1 protein-coding gene is annotated in these 716 nt (G+C 65.4%); it reads left to right on the forward strand.

Going from position 1 to position 716, the window contains the following annotated elements; genetic code table 11:
* Positions 1-716: HAMP domain-containing protein (locus FYC77_RS20045; RefSeq protein ID WP_149083252.1), on the forward strand; the 716-nt coding region annotated here is incomplete at both ends.

Consider the following 716-nt stretch of genomic DNA (forward strand, 5'->3'; position numbering starts at 1 on the left):
GACGACGCCACCGCACTCTCGGACGGCGATACCGACGTCGAGATCACCACCGACGGCCGAATCGACGAAATCGGGCAAGTCCGGAATTCGTTCCGCGAGATCAGCCAGTACGTCGAGACGGCGACCCACCAGTCCGACGCCATCGCCAGACAGGCGTTCGACGATCCCGTCCTCGAGGAGGACGTCCCCGGCACGCTCGGGAAATCACTCGAGACGATGCGGACGGACCTCGAGAGCTACATCGAGGACGTCGAAGCCTCGAAAGCCGAAGCCGAAGCCGCGAGTCAGGAGGCCGCCGAAGCCAGACGTGAAGCCGAGGAACTCGCCGACCGGCTCGAACGAAAGGCGGCGGAGTTCGGGGCGGTGATGGCCGTCGCCGCCGACGGCGACCTGACCCAGCGTCTCGACGAGGACGTCGACAACGAGGCCCTCGCCGAGATCGCGACCGCGTTCAACGAGATGGTTGCCGAACTCGAACGCACCATCGTCGACATTCAGGCTCTCGCCGAGGACGTCGACGACGTCAGCGTCGACGTCACCGGCCGCGTCGAAGAGATCGAAAAGGCTGGCGGCGAAGTCAGTCGTTCCTCCGAAGAGATCGCGACCGCTGCAGCAGAACAGAGCGACCGCTTCCAGGAGGTCTACGGCGAGATGAACGACCTCTCGGCGACCGTCGAGGAGATCGCTTCGACCGCCGACGACGTCGCGACCGTCTC

The organism is Natrialba swarupiae (genome assembly GCF_008245225.1).
GTDB lineage: Archaea > Halobacteriota > Halobacteria > Halobacteriales > Natrialbaceae > Natrarchaeobius > Natrarchaeobius swarupiae.